Source organism: Enterococcus sp. AZ119 (assembly GCF_050546175.1).
Taxonomy (GTDB): domain Bacteria; phylum Bacillota; class Bacilli; order Lactobacillales; family Enterococcaceae; genus Enterococcus; species Enterococcus faecalis.
On the sequence record NZ_CP172951.1, the window covers coordinates 2,584,003 to 2,602,571 of the forward strand.

At 33.5% G+C, this 18,569-nt stretch carries 16 protein-coding genes and 3 pseudogenes; 3 read left to right on the forward strand and 16 right to left on the reverse strand.

The window, feature by feature from the left end:
• Nucleotides 1–37: 37 nt before the first annotated feature.
• From IGL37_RS12520 to IGL37_RS12535, 4 genes are all read right to left on the reverse strand, one after another.
• The gene (locus IGL37_RS12520) at nt 38–835 is read right to left on the reverse strand and encodes a TIGR00282 family metallophosphoesterase (protein ID WP_002354864.1); all 798 of its coding nucleotides are present in this window, start codon (nt 833–835) and stop codon (nt 38–40) included.
• A 159-nt stretch (nt 836–994) separates the two neighbouring features.
• On the reverse strand, nt 995–2,551 hold the full coding sequence (gene rny / locus IGL37_RS12525; protein ID WP_375371594.1) for a ribonuclease Y: 1,557 nt from the start codon (nt 2,549–2,551) through the stop codon (nt 995–997).
• Nucleotides 2,552–2,947: 396 nt separating this feature from the next.
• A complete protein-coding gene (gene recA / locus IGL37_RS12530) occupies nt 2,948–3,994 on the reverse strand; it encodes a recombinase RecA (RefSeq protein WP_002354860.1) in 1,047 nt (348 codons plus the stop codon).
• Between the two features lie 113 nt (nt 3,995–4,107).
• Nucleotides 4,108–5,352 (reverse strand): competence/damage-inducible protein A, encoded by a 1,245-nt coding sequence (locus IGL37_RS12535; protein ID WP_010710870.1) that lies wholly within the window; start codon nt 5,350–5,352, stop codon nt 4,108–4,110.
• A 191-nt stretch (nt 5,353–5,543) separates the two neighbouring features.
• Here IGL37_RS12535 and IGL37_RS12540 point away from each other — a divergent pair, with 191 nt between their 5' ends.
• Nucleotides 5,544–6,749, forward strand: coding sequence for a hypothetical protein (locus IGL37_RS12540; RefSeq protein ID WP_281517333.1), 1,206 nt, complete (start codon nt 5,544–5,546; stop codon nt 6,747–6,749).
• A 225-nt stretch (nt 6,750–6,974) separates the two neighbouring features.
• Here IGL37_RS12540 and IGL37_RS12545 read toward each other — a convergent pair.
• From IGL37_RS12545 to IGL37_RS12580, 8 genes and pseudogenes are all read right to left on the reverse strand, one after another.
• A pseudogene (locus IGL37_RS12545) lies at nt 6,975–7,079 on the reverse strand (type II toxin-antitoxin system RelE family toxin); the annotation flags it as partial.
• 2 nt (nt 7,080–7,081) lie between these two features.
• Nucleotides 7,082–7,186, reverse strand: a pseudogene (locus IGL37_RS12550) (type II toxin-antitoxin system RelB family antitoxin); the annotation flags it as partial.
• Between the two features lie 622 nt (nt 7,187–7,808).
• Nucleotides 7,809–8,072, reverse strand: a complete 264-nt coding sequence (locus IGL37_RS12555; RefSeq protein ID WP_002396818.1) for a hypothetical protein — start codon at nt 8,070–8,072, stop codon at nt 7,809–7,811.
• A gap of 3 nt (nt 8,073–8,075) precedes the next feature.
• Nucleotides 8,076–10,205, reverse strand: a complete 2,130-nt coding sequence (locus IGL37_RS12560) for a peptidase domain-containing ABC transporter (protein ID WP_430598799.1) — start codon at nt 10,203–10,205, stop codon at nt 8,076–8,078.
• A 6-nt stretch (nt 10,206–10,211) separates the two neighbouring features.
• The gene (locus tag IGL37_RS12565) at nt 10,212–10,913 is read right to left on the reverse strand and encodes a flavodoxin family protein (RefSeq protein ID WP_010710868.1); all 702 of its coding nucleotides are present in this window, start codon (nt 10,911–10,913) and stop codon (nt 10,212–10,214) included.
• 25 nt (nt 10,914–10,938) lie between these two features.
• Nucleotides 10,939–13,923 (reverse strand): type 2 lanthipeptide synthetase LanM, encoded by a 2,985-nt coding sequence (gene lanM, locus IGL37_RS12570; RefSeq protein ID WP_010819082.1) that lies wholly within the window; start codon nt 13,921–13,923, stop codon nt 10,939–10,941.
• 151 nt (nt 13,924–14,074) lie between these two features.
• Nucleotides 14,075–14,272, reverse strand: coding sequence for a lichenicidin A2 family type 2 lantibiotic (locus tag IGL37_RS12575; protein ID WP_002396812.1), 198 nt, complete (start codon nt 14,270–14,272; stop codon nt 14,075–14,077).
• Between the two features lie 20 nt (nt 14,273–14,292).
• Nucleotides 14,293–14,502: a lichenicidin A2 family type 2 lantibiotic gene (locus tag IGL37_RS12580; RefSeq protein ID WP_002401134.1), complete on the reverse strand. Its 210-nt coding sequence runs from the start codon at nt 14,500–14,502 to the stop codon at nt 14,293–14,295.
• Nucleotides 14,503–14,655: 153 nt separating this feature from the next.
• Between IGL37_RS12580 and IGL37_RS12585 the strand changes: the two genes are divergently transcribed.
• Both IGL37_RS12585 and IGL37_RS12590 read left to right on the forward strand, forming a co-directional pair.
• Nucleotides 14,656–15,159: a helix-turn-helix domain-containing protein gene (locus IGL37_RS12585; RefSeq protein WP_002424923.1), complete on the forward strand. Its 504-nt coding sequence runs from the start codon at nt 14,656–14,658 to the stop codon at nt 15,157–15,159.
• Nucleotides 15,160–15,276: 117 nt separating this feature from the next.
• Entirely contained in the window at nt 15,277–15,630 is a 354-nt protein-coding gene (locus IGL37_RS12590) for a hypothetical protein (protein ID WP_002407847.1), read from the forward strand.
• A 293-nt stretch (nt 15,631–15,923) separates the two neighbouring features.
• On the opposite strand, the pseudogene IGL37_RS12595 reads toward IGL37_RS12590, so the two are convergent.
• From IGL37_RS12595 to IGL37_RS12610, 4 genes and pseudogenes are all read right to left on the reverse strand, one after another.
• Nucleotides 15,924–16,156 (reverse strand): annotated as a pseudogene (locus IGL37_RS12595) (ATP-binding protein); the annotation flags it as partial.
• Between the two features lie 664 nt (nt 16,157–16,820).
• Nucleotides 16,821–17,450, reverse strand: a complete 630-nt coding sequence (locus IGL37_RS12600; RefSeq protein WP_002365397.1) for an NAD(P)-dependent oxidoreductase — start codon at nt 17,448–17,450, stop codon at nt 16,821–16,823.
• Between the two features lie 58 nt (nt 17,451–17,508).
• Complete coding sequence (locus IGL37_RS12605; protein WP_002383201.1) at nt 17,509–17,934, reverse strand: Rrf2 family transcriptional regulator; 426 nt, start codon at nt 17,932–17,934, stop codon at nt 17,509–17,511.
• Nucleotides 17,935–18,022: 88 nt separating this feature from the next.
• Complete coding sequence (locus IGL37_RS12610; protein ID WP_002354850.1) at nt 18,023–18,406, reverse strand: YccF domain-containing protein; 384 nt, start codon at nt 18,404–18,406, stop codon at nt 18,023–18,025.
• Nucleotides 18,407–18,569: the final 163 nt, after the last annotated feature.

The following is an 18,569-nucleotide window of genomic DNA, read 5'->3' on the forward strand; positions in this document are numbered from 1 at the left end:
TTAACCTCTTAATGATCCGAGATTAACTTTTCTTCTATTATTCTTGAAACGGGCGATCTTCACTAATCTGAATCGGCTCAATCATCTTCGCTTGGCCCGTTTGGTCATCAATCTCTAAAATACAGGCAGATAAAATTGTCCGCCCTGTTTCGACTACCTCAAAGCGCTTCGGCAATGCTGTCATAAACTTCTCAATAATCGGTTCACGCTTCATTCCTAGAATCCCATCATAAGGACCGGTCATACCGACATCACTTAAGAAGGCTGTCCCTTTCGGTAAAATCCGAGCATCATTTGTTTGAACATGCGTATGTGTTCCAACAACGGCTGAAACTTGGCCATCTAAAAACCAGCTCATGGCTTGTTTTTCACTCGTCGTTTCGCCATGAAAATCCACAAAAATGAGCGGTGTCCGTTTGCGAGCGATAGCTACTAACTCGGCGGCTTTCTTGAAAGGATCTTCCAATGGCACCATAAATGTGCGGGCCTGTAAATTAATCACCGCTAGTTCCAATTGATTGACTTTCACAAAAACCATTCCTTGACCAGGCACATCTTCTGGAAAGTTCGCTGGACGAACCATTTTCTTCGCATCATCAATGAATTCAAAGATATCCTTGTTGTCCCACGTATGGTTACCCATCGTAACAACATCGACACCATCTTGCAAAAATTTCTTATAAATCTTGCCAGTAATTCCCCGACCAGATGCCGCATTTTCACCATTGGCAATGGTCACTTGTGGACGATATTTTTTCTTTAATTTAGGGACATACGTTGCTAAGGCTTCTCTTCCTAAAGAACCGACAACATCTCCTATAAATAATATACGCAAAAAGGTTCCTCTTCTCTTTTTAACATCTCTTGTTTATTATAGTTGTTTTCGCTTTGAAAAGAAAGTTTTGGTTTTAAAAGATTAAAAAAAGTGTCTCAACGAACAATCCTTGCAATTGTTCGTTGAGACACTACACGCGATACTTATTCGCTTTTTATTTTATTTCGCATAGTCAACGGCACGTGTTTCACGGATAACCGTTACTTTGATATGTCCTGGATAATCCAAGTCATCTTCAATTTTCTTCCGAATGTCTCGAACTAAACGAACAGATTCTAAATCAGAAATTTCTTCTGGTTTCACCATGACACGAACTTCACGTCCTGCTTGAACAGCAAAACTTGAATCAACGCCTTCAAAACTATTAGAAATATTTTCTAAGTTTTCTAAGCGGCGAATGTAGTTTTCTAACGATTCACTACGTGCACCTGGACGGGCTGCAGATAACGCATCTGCGGCTGCCACTAAAACAGAAATAACTGAGGTTGCTTCCACATCACCATGATGCGAGGCAATGGCATTAATAACTACTGAATTTTCTTTATATTTCGCAGCTAATTCTGCGCCAATCTCAACGTGAGAACCTTCAATTTCATGATCCAATGCTTTCCCAATATCATGTAGTAAACCTGCACGTTTGGCTAATTGAACATCTTCGCCTAATTCGGCGGCTAAAACGCCAGCCAGTTTTGCTACTTCGATTGAGTGGTTCAAGACATTTTGACCATAACTTGTTCTGAAACGTAAACGGCCTAAAATTTTAATTAAATCAGGATGTAACGTATGAGCACCTACTTCAAAGGCTACTTGTTCTCCGTATTCACGAATCCGTTCATCCATTTCTTTACGTGATTTTTCTACCATTTCTTCGATACGAGCGGGATGAATCCGACCATCTTGGATTAATTTTTCCAAGGTCATTCGAGCGATTTCTCGTCTGATTGGATCAAATCCGGATAACACAACCGCTTCTGGCGTATCATCAATGATTAAGTCAATCCCTGTTAATGTTTCCAATGTACGAATATTACGTCCTTCACGACCAATAATGCGACCTTTCATCTCATCATTTGGTAAAGTGACCACGGAAACAGTTGTTTCAGAAACAGAATCGGCGGCGCAACGTTGAATTGCTAGGGAAAGCAAGTTCTTCGCTTTGCGATCAGATTCTTCTTTGGCACGTTGTTCTGACTCCTTGACCATCAAGGTTAGTTCATGATTCAACTCTTCTTCTGTTGACTTCATAATAATCGATTTTGCTTCTTCTTTTGAAAGGGAAGCAATTCGTTCTAATTCTTGATGTTGCTGATTAATTAAGTTTTCTACTTCTTTTTCTCGCTCATCAATTAATTGCTGTCTAGCACCAAGTTTCTCTTCTTTTTCTTCCAGTGAGCCTTCACGTTTTTCAAGAGAGTCATCTTTACGATCCAACGTTTGTTCCCGTTGAATTAAACGATTTTCTTGAGATTTAAGTTCTAATCTGCTTTCTTTCAACTCACTTTCAATTTCTGAACGATACTTCTGGTTCTCTTCCTTAGCTTCTAGCAATGCTTCTTTTTTCAGTGTTTCTGATTCTTTCCGAGCGTTCTCGAGAATACTCGACGCTGAAATTTTTGCACCATTTATTGCTTTATCATGACGTGACTTTGCAATAACAAATCCTAAACCAAGACCGACAATCAAACCGACGATAGCGAGGAGAATATTTAAAACCATATTTCCACCTCCATACTATCTTTTTGTTAATTCATATCTTGTAGTTTTTTGATAAACTAAAATCAATTATCAATATGCCTACTTGCATATTTGTGCATACACACAATTTTATTCTAATGTTTGTCGCGAAAGGTGTCAACTTAAAAAAGCCCTTTCTTTTGGAAAGGGCAGCAAATATTAGACAACGTCACATTTTTAGGTTTCCGCCGTCACGAATTGTTTAAATTTTAGAACAAACGCCGCATAGTCTGCTGTTTGACTAAGCTGCTTGATGTGGATGGGTTCGGACATGGACAACAGTCTATTTAACAATTTAGTTCTAAACAAAAAAAGACAACACCTGTCCTGTTCAGTAAGTGTTGTCCTTCTTCTTAACGAGTCGTATTCACTCGTTATTTATTCGTCTAAGGGTAATTCTTCTTGACCTTCTGCTTCTTCTGTAATGGTTGAACCGTCACCGATGCCGTATGCATCACGGACCAATTTAGACACTTCTGCCATCATTTCAGGATGATCCGCCATGTATTGTTTGGCATTTTCACGGCCTTGGCCAATTCGTTCTTCTTTGTAGCCATACCAAGCACCACTTTTGCTGATAAGGTCTTTTTCCACAGCCATATCTAGTAATTCGCCTTCTTGGGAAATACCTTGGCCATACATGATATCAACTTCTGCCACTTTAAATGGTGGCGCCACTTTGTTTTTAACGACTTTAATTTTTGTGCGGTTACCGACGATGTCTGTTCCTTGTTTTAACTGTTCTGCACGACGGACTTCTAGACGAACCGTTGCGTAGAATTTCAATGCACGTCCACCAGGAGTTGTTTCAGGATTTCCGAACATCACGCCAACTTTTTCACGAATTTGGTTAATGAAAATAGCAATTGTTTTTGTCTTATTAATTGAGCCTGATAATTTACGTAGTGCTTGAGACATTAGTCGAGCTTGTAAGCCGACATGGCTCGCTCCCATCTCACCATCAATCTCTGCACGAGGAACTAACGCAGCAACCGAGTCGATAACAACGATGTCAATCGCACCACTTGAAACTAAGGCATCGGCAATCTCTAAGCCTTGCTCGCCCGTATCTGGTTGAGATAAAAGTAATTCATCGATGTTAACGCCTAGTTTCTCCGCATATTGAGGATCCAATGCATGCTCAGCATCGATAAAAGCGGCTGTTCCACCATTTCGTTGCACTTCTGCAATTGCGTGTAAAGAAACAGTTGTTTTACCTGAACTCTCAGGACCATATACTTCAATAATTCGGCCACGTGGATACCCACCTACGCCCAATGCAACATCTAACGCTAAAGAACCACTAGGGATAGTTGAAATTTTTTGATCAGCTTTTTCGCCTAATTTCATAATAGAGCCTTTCCCAAAGTTCTTTTCAATTTTTTTCAGTGCGGCATCTAAAGCCACTTTACGATCATCTGCCAATGGATAATCCTCCTTTAATTTATATAAACTTATTTTTCATTTCCTGTTAGTAGGTCTATCATATCTCTTTTGTACCAAAAAAGCAAGAAAAAACCGAACAAACATTCGCATATTTATTTTTTATTAATGATTCGGCGCCGCAAAAGATCTAACCCTCGCATAACCGCACTCTGTCTAATATAATTTCGGTCACGGTTAAAATGGAAACATTCTGCAACGGTTGGTTGGCCTTCTTCCGCCAGCCCAATCCAAACAGTGCCTGTCGGTTGACCTTCGATTGGGTCACCAGCGACCCCAGTAAATGATAAACCATAGTTAGATTTAGCTAACTGACGCGCTTTCTCTGCCATTTCTTTGGCACACGCTTCACTTACCGTGCCATGTTCTTCTAAAAGTTCATGAGAAATTCCTAAAAAGTTCTCTTTTGTTTCTTGCGAATACGTCACGAAGCCTCCCTTAAAAATCTTCGAAGCGCCCGCAATTTCCCCCAGTGTACTTTGGAATAGGCCAGCGGTGAGGCTCTCAGCAGCCGTGACGGTTTGTCCGTTTTGTAATAACAAATCCACTGTTACCTTGGCTAAACTATTGTCATCCCCATACCCATAAAAATAGTCTCCCACTTTAGCTAAAACCTTTTCTTCCGTCGCTGTTAATAATTCTTCGCCAGCTACTAAGTCTTTTGTTTTAACTGTTAAACGAAGTGTCACTTCATTAGGCTTAGCATAAGGCGCAATGGTTGGATTCGTTTGGTGCGCAATCAACGATTGAATCTCGGTCACCAGCTGGGATTCACCAATGCCATAAAAACGCAAGACTCTCGAAATCAATTGTTCTTCTTGTGGAAACGCATCAATCAATAAAGGTCGTGCCGCTTGTTGGAACATCGGAATTAATTCATTGGGCGGCCCTGGTAAGAGCAAATAGCTTGTTGTGCCTTCTGTTACGAAAGAACCAACCGCTAATCCTGTCGGGTTTTGAAGAACTTGTCCACCTTCAATGGCTAACACTTGTCGTAGATTATTTTCCGTCATTGGCCGCTTAGACTGTTGGAAAAACTGGTGCAAGCGGTTCAATCCTTCTTGATCTTCTACTAATGATTTATGGAGATGTTGTGCGACAACTTGCTTGGTTAAATCGTCTTCTGTAGGTCCTAGCCCTCCACAAAGGACAATTAAATCACTTCTTTGTTCTGCTTCTGTTAGTAGCGTTTCTAAGCGGCCGCCGTTATCGCCAACAACGGTCTGATAGTAAACATCGATGCCTAGCGCAGCTAACTCTTCTGATAAAAAGGTGGCGTTGGTATTCACTACTTGTCCCAGTAATAATTCTGTTCCGACTGCAATGATTTCTGCTTTCATTGATTTCCCCTTCTCTAATAACATACGTAGTTAAACTCACTTTCCATTTTAGCACAACAAAATTTTTACAAAAGAATTTGAGCTTCAGGAAATAATTTTTTTATCAGGAAATTTATTAATTATTACGAAAAAAATGTTCATTTCCTCACAATACATTGTATAATAACGTTATATCGAAAGGAGAGAAATGAATGAGTGTAGTATTAGTACTTTTGGGTCTATTAGGGTTACTTGTCAGCGGGGGACTGACTATCAAAGCATTAATTAAGAAACAACCGAAAAAACAATATGGCTATGCCGCATTAGCAAGTGCCGCTCTATTTATTGGTGGGGTTGCCACGACAGATTCTTCCCCGACACTTTCACTTGATGCAGAGAGTGTTGAAACCGATGCCAATGGCTCAGCCACCATCAAAGGCGAATACGACGGCAACAGCAAACTAACGACCAATGGCAAGGAAGTAAAAACGAAAGACAAAACGTTTGCTTACAAAGTAAAACTGTCCGATGAAAAAACGCAAAAAATCACTTTTGTTGCTGAGAAGAAAGATACCAAAGTTGAAAAATCAGTCGAAGTCACACCGTCAAAAGAATTTATTGCGAGCATCACAGATTCTGAGCAAGAATTGGCCAAAACAGAAAAAGCCTTAGCTTACGCTGAAAAACAACCTTCTCAGAAAAACTATGATGAAGCCGCAACCTTAGTATCTTCATTAAGTCAAGAATACGAGGAATACAATGATCGCCTTGAAAAAATCAAAGAAGCAGTACCTGTTGATGAAGCAGTTACAACTGCTGAAAAATCTAAAAGTAAAAGCGATTATCAAGCAGCTGAAAAATTAGTAGCTGCTGCCCCAGTTGGCAAAGAAGGATTTCAACAACGATTAACGACTGTTCAAACCGCTATCGCTGAAAAAGAAAAAAATGAACAATTAGTCGCCAGTGCAACTGCCGCTGTTGAAAAAGCTGAACAAGAACCAACCAATGAAGCTTACTATAATGAAGCGGTCAAACAAATTGACGCTTTAAACTCCCCAAATCAAGCTTTAACAAAACGGGTAGCCGTTGTTAAAACTCAATTAGATGCCCACAAAGAAAAACAACGAAAAGAAGCAGAAGCTCAGAAACTAGCCGCTGAAAAAGCGCAAAAAGAACAAGCCGAAGCGGCAGCAAAAGCGCAAGCTGAAGCAGAGGCGCAACAAGCCGCACAGGCGCCGGCGGAAGTCGAGACGGCTGCTGCGGAAGCACCAAGCGGTAACGCCTTAATTAAAGGGTCACGTAATGGAATTTATCATGTACCTGGAAGTAGATATTATAATAGAACTACGAATCCAGTAGCTTGGTTCTCTACTGTTGAAGAAGCAGAAGCAGCAGGATACCGAGCACCCAAACAGTAAATACATTAGCAATAATTAATCAAACAAAAAAAACATACTAAGATTAGAGGGTGAATTCATCGACGGGTGAATTTACCCTCTAATCTTAGTATGTTTTAATTTCTTCACTCATTCAAGTTTATAGAATACTTTGTTAAATAGATTCGTTTATATGCAAAACTTAAAAGTTTATAGCCTTTCTTTTCATACTATTTTTTGTTTTCAGATTTTTGTCACTACAATAAATTATTCTTTATAAATGGTGCCCTTATGACCTATTGGAAATATTTGTATCACAACTTTAGAATCACAAATATTAGCCAGTATTCGATAGTTTCCAATTCTATAGCGCTATTCAACAACTTCTCCATTTGCTCTTGAGAAATACCAATCTCTTTTTTCTCTTTGGAAATTTCCATTGCGTTTCGTAAGGTTTTTAAGTCAATTTCATCATCAAGAATTCTAAATGTTGTTGTTGATCAAAACATATAACTACCTCCATTCATACTTTATACTAAAAAAATACGGCCCGGTCAATACATCGTTAGTACACATAGGAGGAGCACCCCGGAACATCTGTACAGAAAATAGTGATAGTGATTACCTCTAAATCTGTAAAACGTTTATTTGAAGCAGCTTATAGAATTTTCAAGATATAAAACAAAATATATTTCTGAAACATTCATACAGAAATTAGCATGTGGTGTCCAACAGTTGTTATTGTCGAGTGGGAATAAAGAGCCAACATGATATGGATGGGGAGCGCCTATAAACCAACATCTTCCAGTTGCTAAAGAGCTTGATTTTCATAAAAAATGATATGGTTTCCTATCAAAAATCCCTTGCAAAATTAACGTTTGACAAGGGACTTTTCTTTTGTTTGCTGCTTTTTTAAGCCTTGGTTGACTGTTCCTGAATTTTATAGAGTTGAAAAACACTGTTTATTGGAATTTATATCAAACTTTTAAGTAAATTAGCTTCACTATATTATATTAAATACTCGTTACTAATGTTCGTAACCAAAATAAATTAATTGCACAGCAAAGAACATAATAAAACTCGATGATTACTTTGGCAAAACTACATTCTTTTAACAAGATTAAATTCTTCTTTTCTATCATACAATGCCACACATTGATTAAATTTATAATCATATTTAATATTAAGCATATTCTTTCTAATTAAATTATCAAAGTCTAAAATAGTTGTACAAGTTTTTTCTTCTCCACATACGCCACATCTATGTGTATTACTTTCTCTAATCAAGTCTTTGCTTTCATCCTTATAGACTGCAGCAACAGCATTTATTCTGTTATCTGCCCTATCCTCTAAAGAGTATCTCAAGCATTACATCTCATTATATAAAGAATAATATACTTTTTGCATTTCTAACAATTGTTCGTGATTACCTTCCTCTACAACTCTACCCTTATCTAAAACAATTATCCTATCCATATTTTTTATTGTATTCAACCTATGTGCCACAATCACACTAGTTTTACAATTATTTAAAATATAATCCATTATTTTTTTTTCTGATACATTATCTAATGAGCTAGTCGGTTCATCCATAATAATTACATCTGGATTTTTTAATAAACATCTTGCAATGGAAATCTTCTGTTTTTGACCTCCAGAAAGATTCATTCCATTTTCTGATATTATTGTATTCAATCCGAGCATATCATTATCTACCAGTTCGTTTATTCCTGTAGCAGTCAATACTTCTTTAACAACAATAGGCGATTCGTCACCTACCATCAAATTTTCCTCTAGCGTATTACCAAATACTATTGAACTTTGTGTTACATATCCAACTTTATTTCTCAAACTACTTTTATCAAAACTAGATATTTCTTCATTATTATAAATAACCTGTCCTTCACTAGGAATAAACAATCCACAAATTAGTTTTAAGAGTGTACTTTTTCCACTTCCACTTTTACCAACTATTGCAACTTTCTCTCCTTTTTTTATTTCTAAATTCACACTTGAAATTACATTCTTTTCGAATTCTGAAAAAGAAAAGTTTACATTATTCATTTTTAAATTTTCAAATCTTTCAAACTTCTTTTTACCATTAATTTCATTATAGAAATCTGTGTTTGTGACGTCTGATATTTGGTTAAGATATGATTTCAAAATTAAAATTTGAGAAATAGAACCAATCATCGTAGAAAATGGTTCAATAAAATATGCTATCAAGGTTGTAAAACCAATTAGTTGACCTAAAGACATTTGGTTCGCCTGAACTTCCTGTATACCAAAAAAAAGAATAATAATAGGTAAAGTAAAAAGTAGCGTAGTAGAAATTCCGGATAACCATGCTGCTGCTTTTCCTTGTTGACTCAAACTTTTCAAACTGTTACTAAATATGTTAGACCACCTTGTAAAAAAAACCTTCTCTTTTCCTAAGGATTTTATTGTTTCCATTCCAGAAAATATTTCAACATACAAGGATTGAATTTCACTTTGGTACTCTATAACTCTTCCATTGATTTTATAATTTATTTTAGAATATGTTAGGGAATTAATTAATATTAATAAACAAAATATGATAGTAATTATTGTCAATTTACTTGAATAATTAGTTAAATAAATGAAATATACAATCATAAATAAATAATCTATGATATTTTCGATTGTATTTTTTGAAAGCATTTGCTGAACCATAGTGATTAAATTAGCTTTATAAATCATTGAACCTGATGATCTGTTCACAAAAAAATTTAACGACTTTATAAAAACTTTTTCCATAAATTTATTAGATAATTTTTTACTCCAGCTAAGTTGCAATTTCGTTAACAATAAACTATAAGAGACTGTTATCAAGTAATATATTCCTGCTATTAAAATCGTTCCCCCTATTAAAGTAGCTAAAGACAAATTTGCTAATATCTGATAATTATCTATTAACCTTTGAGTCAAAACAGGAACTATCAATGATAACATCTTAGATAAAAAAATTACAAATATCATAAGTATAATTATCGATTTTGTACTACGTAATAGACTACAAATTAACTCTTTGGTCTTGTTTTTCAAATTTATTTTAATTTCTTTTTTTCCATCATTATAATTAATTTCTTTAAACACAAGCGCATATAAGGAGAAATGTTCTTCAAATTCGTGTTTTGTGTAAACAACTTTTCCTAATTTTGGATCCATTACATAGAAATGACCTCTTTTATATTTATAAAAAACTACAAAATGGTTATTATCCCAAAAAAGAATAACTGGCTTTTTTTGATTTTTCAAATAGTCAGTATCATTTATTTTTATTCCATGATATATTAAACCAAATTTTTTCATAATATAATTCATATTCCCAAAAGTTAAACCACCTTTAGGACTTCCATATTTATCACGTAAATCATTTATAGTAACTCTAGATCCAAAAAAGTTTAAAATGCTTGTTACTACTGCTATACCACATTCACTATGCTCGTTTTGATAAACTACTTTTATATTTTTCATGAGTATTTACCTATATCTATCGAAATATTCTTCTAAACTATTACATGAAAATAACCCACTATTCTCCCAATACCTATATTCTGACAACGTTTCATTCTGTTTTGAAATAGATTTTTTCCAGTGTTGAAACGACATCTCCATACTTAAATTAGGTGAAATCTTTTGAGGATTACTTATATACTTTAGTCCTTCTCTTACAGATGCTTCTATTTCATTCTCAGAAATAGGATTACTCCTTATTGATATAATTTCTTGTACTCTAACCATTCCTAATCCATCACAAAAAGATTTCAAATAGTTGGAAGTTTGAATATGACCATTTCCATCTGACGTTACCACAGTGATACATGGTTTTTTTGCAAAATAAAACAAATGTGCTAAATGACAAAAACGATCAATGAAAAGTTTAATATCTGCAGATACATTAGCAAAATAAGTTGGACTCGCTAGAATAACAAGTGAAGCATTTTCTATCTTTGCTTTTATTTTTTTAGAATCATCTCTTTCATCTTGTTCATTTGTATCTGCTCCTTTTATAAACGCTAATCTAGGGCTATCGGAAAAATTTAGATTATAATCATAGGGAGTAATAATTTCAAACTCAAAAGAAGCATTCAAATCCTGAACCGTTTCTTTTATTCTATTTACTATGCTTAGAGTTTCACTATTTTTATCTCTTGAACCGATAATTGCTAGTATTTTTTTCATAATAATCTCCTCATAATTCATATTTTTAAACAAAAACTGACGGAACATTCTCTGGTTCTAATAGTCTAACCAAGGTATATGCAACACCAGATATGCCATTAAATAAACCAATATTATCAAACCCTTCAAACTCTCTTATTTGTATATATTCGTTTTTAATAATTTCAGAAATCATTTTGTTACCTATTTTTTTTGCATGTTCCAAATATTTATCAGAGTTTTCTAATAAATACAAATCAATATAAAATTGAATTATCCCACAATTACCATGACATAAACAGTCAGATTCCAAGTATTGATTTTTAATTTTTAATAGTAATCTTTGTTTTTCTTTATCAGATAATGCACTCTTAATATTATTTTTGTGAAGGTAAGATTGTCCCAATAGATAACCTAATATTCCATTACACCAAGATACAACATCTTCATTTTCCTGAACTAGAGAAATAGACATTCTTTCATTTAATTTTTTAATATATTCTAAATATTGCCTATCTTTGGTAACTTTATATAGTTCAACCATAGATATAAGTAAGCCTGAAATGCCATGACCTATACCAATATTTTTCATTACATTTGTATCTTTTTCAGCAAACATTATCAATTTGTTACCCAAAAAAATAGCGATTTCTAAATATTGATTATCTTTGGTTTTCTTATACACATCAATATATAATGGGATTATACCTCCATAACCTAATAACCAGTCTACTGTACCCTCACGTTCTAAAAAATTTTGAGAATTTTGCTGTAACAGGTTCAAATAATGTGTAATTCTTTCATAGTTAGTATCTTCTTTTTCGATTATAGAAAACAATTGTAAAAATGAATGAAACCCTACATAAGCACTATCTGTTTGCATAGTATCTAAAAGATCCATCGTAGTTTTCACTAAATAATCAAAATATCTTTGATATTTTACTTTTCCTGTTACTTTATATAACGATTTAAACAATGATGCAATTCCTATTAACCCATCATAAAAATTGACTTTTGAAGCACCTAAATCAAATTCATCAACTACACCATCATTTATAACCAACCAAGTCATATATTCTTCATTTTTGTCGATATAAGCTGAGTCAATTAGTTTTTCAGCTAATTTTTCAGCTATCTGTAGGTAACTATCCTCCTTACTTATTACTAAACTTGATACATCTTGTTTTACAACTCCCTCTTCACCTTTGATTTTCATCATAATAATCCCTATCTGTTTAGAAATATTTTCTGAATCAATATTTTTAATTTTATCAATTAAAAATATTCTAGGAGTATTTTCAAAAACATTTTGTATCCTAACTCCTTCTGAATTGTAGATACAATTCTCATCTAGCTTTGAAAAAAATATTGGGATATCATCAAAAACCATATCTTTATACTCTAATTGAGATATCTGTTTATTTTCATAAGGGAATGTATATAAATTTTCCAATATCTTTTCTAACTCAACAAAATCTTTTAAACAGTTTGGGTGTTTAGTAAACTCCAAAAATTGAGCATATGTGTTCGTATTTCTTGCTAATATTCTAATTGTATTATTTTCCATGCCTTCAATTAGATTCAGATATTCTTCTTTATTAACCAAAAAGAAGTCCATTACATTACTAAAACCAGCAATAATTTCTTTATAGTAATCTTGATAGTTAATAAGTTTATCCTTATAGAACACATTATTATTACTGCCTTCTAAAATGACATTCTCTAATACAAATTTTGCATTATCATTGTCTAAATTTTTTGGAACGTACATTTTTTTTTCTAATTTTTGAGTTTTCCCACTAAGCCCACTAATATCAACGCTATTTCCTTCTGAATCTAATTGCATTTTCCCCGGTAGCATAATACTAGACGATACAGAATTTCTAATAAACCCCACAATTTCACTGAATATATTTTCTTGTCTTCCTTCAAGTTTTATAGGAACCGAAAACAAAGTTTCATAGTCAACTATAACAGGATACTCTCCATGAGAAATTACATTTTCAAAATGAATATCACTACCATTAGTTAAATAGATTAATGCAATTAGCTGACCATATCGTTGATAAAATCTTTCAATTTCTTCTTCATTATTACAAGGTTCTTGCTCGATAAATTGAACAAAAGTGAATGTAGAATTATACAAAGATTTTGGGATATCCATATTTAAAAATCCATTACTATAAGAAAAGAACTTTATAATTTTCTGAAAATTCTTTTCTATATATAAGTTTCTGGGTTTATAAACAATTTTTCCCAAATTAAACTCTATAATAACAACACTTTTCCCTTTTTCATGAGTATCGCCTTTTTCAAATATCAAACTTTCTACATATATTTTTTCTTCTGTATCGAAGAATGTATCTTCAATTGAATCCCATGATTGAAATAAATTATTCAGAAATTCATTCATGAAATCAATAAAATATAAGGTTGTTATACTCAATTTTCTTGTCATTACTGGATATTTTTGATACAGATTCAACAATTTTTCTTTATCATCATACAAATCTATAAAATTTATAAATCTTTCTTTTGATGTTTCACCATGAAGTCCATTGCTATTTTTAATAAAATCCATTTCTAACACAAAGACTTTTAAACTTAGATTTATTAATCGACTAGCTAAACAATCGAAAATATTTTCTATAGCTTTTTCCGATAATTTATCCTGAAAATCAACAATTAAGCCGTTCTCTAGTTTTGTTAAAAATGGTCTGATTAATTTAACATAGGTACTAGGTAAGTTATTTTGATCCTCTATAGATGCTATCAAGCTATCGAAATCAGAGTACGTCACTCTGTCACTGTAAGAATCTATTTTAAAATTTTCGTCTATACAATGGTTAAATTCCTCTAGTTTCCAATTATTGATATTTAGAATCTTACTGAAAAGTTCACTATCCACAGTTGTTTTTCTATTAAGCCATCTTTGAATGTTGCTACTATTTTTATCATCAAATATTTTGTTCTTAATTAAACTCATTCTTTCCTCTATAGTTAATGCTTTCCCCTTGTCAAAACAGTTCATAAATCCCCCTCCTAAAGTATTATGTATATAATTATTGTTTTAAAAAATGTATGGAATTAAATTCGTTGAATTTAATTCCATACATTTCAAATTCCAACAAATAGAATGAAACATATATTTTTATTTCTACTTATCAATTAAAAACACTTTATTATCTGCACTTTGTAAAAGCAGACAATGTATACGATCCTACGAATGAACTTGCAGCACTTGCTACAGTGGCAGCAGAAAGAATAATTGTAGGTGAAATTCTAGCGTTATCGTTTCCACCAGCAATAAAGTTCATTTCTTCTTTTGATAAATCTTCAAATTTTTGACCTACTAACGAGTCTAATTGTTTTTCATCCAATATAATCTCTCCCTTTCATATTAAAAACATTTTTTAGTATATGAGACAAGACCACTAACAGCTGACAAAGCTGCAGAGCCAGCCGCTGATGCAACATAACTTGTGTATGGTGTGACAGGAGTAACAATAGTCGGAGAAATTCTAGCGTTATTATTTCCTCCAGCAATAAAGTTCATCTCTTCTTTGGATAAATCTTCAAATTGCATACCAACAATTTTTTCTGCTTCCATAATACAATCCCTTCCTTTCAAAAATTATATAGCGTGTTAACACATCTTCATGTTATCATGATAATATAAAAAATAAAGTACCATTTGTTATACATTTTACATATGCAAAACATATTATACAAATGGTTAATTCTTTTATCAACGGAGGTTTTTATGAATACTGGAGAAAAAATTCGAAAATATAGAATGGAAAAAAATCTGTCTCAAGTTGAACTTTCATCAATACTATTAGTTTCTAGACAAACAATTTCGAACTGGGAGAATGGACGAACTAGACCAGAAATGGAAAATTTAGTACTAATCAGTAATTTTTTTGATGTACCATTAGAGGTTTTTCTATCAGAAGATATCTCAGAAATTAAAAAGCAACACACCGAATTTACATTTACAGCTAAAATTATATTTATAATTTTTATTTCAATTTGTGTATTGATTTCAAGTATTTTCATGTCTATAAAAATGAGTAAATATTTTCTTGTTTTTCCTTTTTTGCTATTAAATATAATTTTTGCCTGTCTATTAACATTTTTTCTTAGGCAAACACCAGAGAAATCTTATTTAAAAAAATTCAACAAGTTGAACTTCTTATTTATTATTCTCATCATGGGTTTGATTAGTTTTTTCTCTATTTATTTCTTGCTAACTCTTTTAAATTAAAATGTAAAAAACCTTTATAGTCTTTACTAAATAAAACTATTACGCTATTAATCCTTCTTATTTTTGTATATGCTACACTTGTAACGTATATATTATTATCTGAAAGGAGCAATTGAAATGAGTAACGAAGTAAAAAAAATGATTTCTTTAACTTGGATTTTATTTTTAGTATCCATCGTAACAATGATTTCCATTGGTATTACTTTTAAATTTTGGGGGTTGAAAGGATTATTGATACCTGTTTTTGAATGTAGTTTAATAGCATATATAGGTTTCAAAATTGAAATAATAAGAAGGAGAATCAACATTAAGTCCTACAATGAATTGCTAAATATTCTACATTATGATTCTCTGAAATCTACAACTTCACCCTCAAGAAAAAATTTTTTCCTTGAAAAAAACCTGCTTGCTTTTCTAATCTCTTTTGTCTTTTTCCTATTAATCATTTCGATAAGCTTTGTAATATTTTGATAAAATTAAAATAGATAATTGTTTTGTCGATTTATTTTTAATGATCTTAATCTGACTTACTGTTTTTTTGTCAGGTCAAGATCATTTACACGTATAATTTACAAAAAAGTGATTTTACTGTAGCTGTATCAATTTCCTTTTTAGCTGGCGGTGCTTTTGCCCCGATAAATAGCGGTGTCAATAAATATTGACATGAAACTAAAATTAAATATATCTAAAATACTAAACCACTTTTATAGTCAAAATCTATTCAGTGTCAAGGGCCATATAAAGATGTATGTTTTGGCTCTCTGCTATTTTTCAATATCGAGGCCCTTCGTTTCCATGTAATCTTTCATTCGATAAGATTTCTCATTGATTGATAAAATTTTAGAATGATGGATTAGATGATCAATAATCACATTCTTTACCTTTTATCCTGGAATACCTCTGTCCATTGGAACAGAGCTATATTGGATGTTAGAACCGTTGATTTTTTCTCATAACGTAAGTTAATGAGCTGGAAAAAGAAATTCGCCCTATTTTTTATACGACAACTTCACTCTAAAAACAAAAAAGACTACCTTCACTTAGTTACGTAGTCAAACAATATTGATATATCCCATATTAATCATTCTCGGTTACTATGGTCTTTTTATTTTGTAAATACTTTTTATACGCAGATTCTATGAGCTAATGTTTGATACAAATAAGTATAATGATTTAGTTTGTCCCTCAAGGTAACTTGGAAAAGAAACTCGATTATTAATCGACCTACAAACCACTTCTGACAGTTTTAATATGACAGAAAAATTGTTTGTAGGTCGATTGTTTTCATTGTAGTTGGTGAGGGCGGGTTAGACCTCATTGACGTTTGTCCAGACTCTGCTAGATAGGTATTTTATGCCAACGAAAGTAAAGCTTGTGCTTTCGTTAAAGCTTTTTGAGCGGAGCTTTTTTAACGGCATAACTTTTTCCCATTGAGACATCTAAAGCAAGTACATACATGATTTTCATCTCCTACACACGGTCTCGAAGCCTACCATACTTAAACCAGATTTTAAATGACAGTGAAGGAGATCATTTTTTGTTTGTACTCACAGTCCTAGAGAGTGTGGTCGGTCTTCCTTTTACAACCAACTATACGCTTAAAACAGCCCTAGAGGATACCTCTAATCTTAGTATATTTTTTGTATTAATAATTTTTTCTTTTATTGATACACACTAATTCGTTGATTTGGGTGTGCATTACTTTCCACTTCATCTAACATGGCAACGGCGTAGTCTGCGTAACTAATGTAGCTGTCACCTTGACTATTGGTTGTTAATTCTTCGCCAGCGACTTCATAATGGCCTGTCGCAGGACCATCAGCATCAAACATGGCTGCAGGACTAATATAGGTCCAGTGGATGTTTTGAGCTTCTTTCAATAAGTTTAAAGCTTCGCCCATCGCCGAAGCTAATGGCTGAATTTCTGCTGGGAATGATGGTGTATCTTTTAATTGAGTTGTGTGTTCTGGGTCCACATACAAGGTTCCAGCGCCCCCAACGACAAACAAGCGCGTTTTTTGATTGGTTAAAATCTCAATCAAATGCTGGGTAGATTTTGGGAAATCTTGCACATCAGGGAATCCTAAGGCACTAATTAATACATCAAACGCTTGAATATCTTCTGTTGTTAATTGATAAACATCTTTTTCAATGGTCGGTGTGCCATCTGTTATTTTTGAGGCATTACGAACGATGGCTGTCACGTCCATCCCGCGACGTTTAGCTTCTGCTAAAAGTAATTGTCCTTCTTTTCCTGTTGCTCCTAATACTGCTACTTTCATGTAAATCATCCTTTCATTTTTAAATAGAACTAAAATAGTTACATTTAATACTTTAAAAGTAGAGAGATTACTTATCTCTCTTAACTTCTATTTCATGAATCACATCTGCTAAGGTGATACTTTTCAATTCTTCTTCCATTTTTTGTTGCACTTTAGTAAATTCAGTTTCTAGTACCGATTGGATATTTGCCCCAACGGAACAGTTTGGATTAGGATTTTGATGGATATTGAAAATCTCTCGTTCCAATTCAACCGCTGTATAAATTTCATACAGTGAGATCTCTTCTGGTTTCTTTAATAAGGTATTTTTATTGGCTCCACGCATGGAATGAATCAAGCCGGCTTTTTTTAACTGACTCATTAGTCGTCGAACAACGACTGGATTCGTATTCACGCTCGAAGCAATGTATTCAGAAGTCACTTGTTCTTGAGGACCTGTTTCAATCAAACTTAAAATATGAATCGCAACACTTAATTTCGTTGACATGGCCATGTCTAATCACTCCAAACCAAATGTAACGTTATTTGTTACATTTACAGAATACGCTGTTTCGTTTTATTTGTCAATGAGAAACCTCTGACTATTCAAAATAAAAATCAGTTGTTGAAACAACACGTGCCCCAAACGGCATTAACGCTAATTTCGCCAATTTAAAGGACTGTTGCCCAAACGGAATACCGATGATTGTCAGACAAAGCAACAAGCCACTAATACAATGCCCAATTGCTAATGGTAGTCCACTGATAATCAGCCAAATAATATTTACCACCAAAGATACGCCGCTATCACTATACACGACTCGCTTTTTAAACGGCCAAAAGCTCAACCCCGCTAATTTAAAACATTGTAAACCAATCGGAATACCGATAATTGTAATACACCAAATCACGCCTGCGAATAGCCAAGATAAGCCACCAAAAAAGCCGCCAAAGATGAACCATAAAATATTGCCAAGTGTTTTCATTCTTGTTCCTCTACTTTCCTCATTAAAAATTATGTATGTGAGTAAGTATACCACGAAAGCTTCTTTTTGTTTCAAACAATATTGTAAGGTCGCTGACTCGTTAAAAGACGAAGACGCTGTTTCATGATACAATGAAGAAACTAACGATAAAGGAGCAGACTTC

Bases quoted from the DNA above. Each gene is read 5' to 3' on its own strand.
- IGL37_RS12560 (WP_430598799.1), bottom strand. From the start codon at position 10,205: ATGAAAAATATAAAAGTAGTTTATCAAAACGAGCATAGTGAATGTGGT.
- IGL37_RS12605 (WP_002383201.1), bottom strand. From the start codon at position 17,934: ATGGCCATGTCAACGAAATTAAGTGTTGCGATTCATATTTTAAGTTTG.
- IGL37_RS12610 (WP_002354850.1), bottom strand. From the start codon at position 18,406: ATGAAAACACTTGGCAATATTTTATGGTTCATCTTTGGCGGCTTTTTT.
- IGL37_RS12585 (WP_002424923.1), top strand. From the start codon at position 14,656: ATGAATACTGGAGAAAAAATTCGAAAATATAGAATGGAAAAAAATCTG.
- IGL37_RS12540 (WP_281517333.1), top strand. From the start codon at position 5,544: ATGAGTGTAGTATTAGTACTTTTGGGTCTATTAGGGTTACTTGTCAGC.
- IGL37_RS12580 (WP_002401134.1), bottom strand. From the start codon at position 14,502: ATGGAAGCAGAAAAAATTGTTGGTATGCAATTTGAAGATTTATCCAAA.
- IGL37_RS12600 (WP_002365397.1), bottom strand. From the start codon at position 17,450: ATGATTTACATGAAAGTAGCAGTATTAGGAGCAACAGGAAAAGAAGGA.
- IGL37_RS12535 (WP_010710870.1), bottom strand. From the start codon at position 5,352: ATGAAAGCAGAAATCATTGCAGTCGGAACAGAATTATTACTGGGACAA.
- IGL37_RS12565 (WP_010710868.1), bottom strand. From the start codon at position 10,913: ATGAAAAAAATACTAGCAATTATCGGTTCAAGAGATAAAAATAGTGAA.
- lanM (WP_010819082.1), bottom strand. From the start codon at position 13,923: ATGAACTGTTTTGACAAGGGGAAAGCATTAACTATAGAGGAAAGAATG.
- rny (WP_375371594.1), bottom strand. From the start codon at position 2,551: ATGGTTTTAAATATTCTCCTCGCTATCGTCGGTTTGATTGTCGGTCTT.
- IGL37_RS12590 (WP_002407847.1), top strand. From the start codon at position 15,277: ATGAGTAACGAAGTAAAAAAAATGATTTCTTTAACTTGGATTTTATTT.